General features: G+C 29.6%; 1 protein-coding gene. It reads right to left on the bottom strand.

Annotated features, from left to right (window positions below):
• Positions 1-341 precede the first annotated feature (341 nt).
• Positions 342-723 (bottom strand): DUF4275 family protein (locus AC1DOS_RS20420; protein WP_477538948.1); only part of this gene is annotated, 382 nt, incomplete at its 5' end.

Here is a 723-nt window from a genome sequence, read left to right as displayed (position 1 = left end):
CACTATCTGGTGATTGCGATTTGACTTTATAATAGTTAAATAAAAATGCGTTTTCAAAACTAGGATGAAAACTGAGCTTTTTCCTACAATGTTTTAATTTTCTTATTGAACTAAAGCACCCGTTAGTTGAAGAAGAATAATCGATTTTTAAAGAAGTTGTCCATGCAATATACGTGATAATACAAAAATAATAAATCCTAACAAGATTAATTTCCCCTGCTTTAATTTACTTTTCTTTTGATTATTCTTTTTATTTTTCATGTCTATAATTAACATATTAATCAAACTAAAAAACATTATTAAAATCCCTATAAATGCCATTAAATAAAACACGAAATCCTTCATCTTTCGTCCCCTAGCTGACAGAAGTATGGTCCACAATATTCTTCATGAGTAAAAACATATGTCCAGGTAAAATCTGTATCTACTACATAAACATCGTCTATATAACCGTCAATTTCCTTTACAATGTCTTCTGCCTTTAAACTTCTGGCGTTTTCAAGCAATAATCCATTTTCCTTGTCTTGGTAAAAAATATAGCATCCATATTTCCTTACCCTATTAAAGGCATCCCTTGCTTTTTGTTTTTCTAAACAAGAAAGTTTGTTATAGCTAAATACATGCCATAAATGTTGATAAAAATAAATTTTTCTTTTTTGGGATTTGCTAAGGTGCTTTGCAAATGCTTCTTCCCATCGTTTTCGAAGCTCTTCTCTTTTGTTC

The organism is Paenisporosarcina sp. P5_A11 (genome assembly GCF_056400705.1).
Note: the sequence above shows the minus strand (reverse complement) of the source record. Positions and strands in the feature narration are given on the sequence as shown.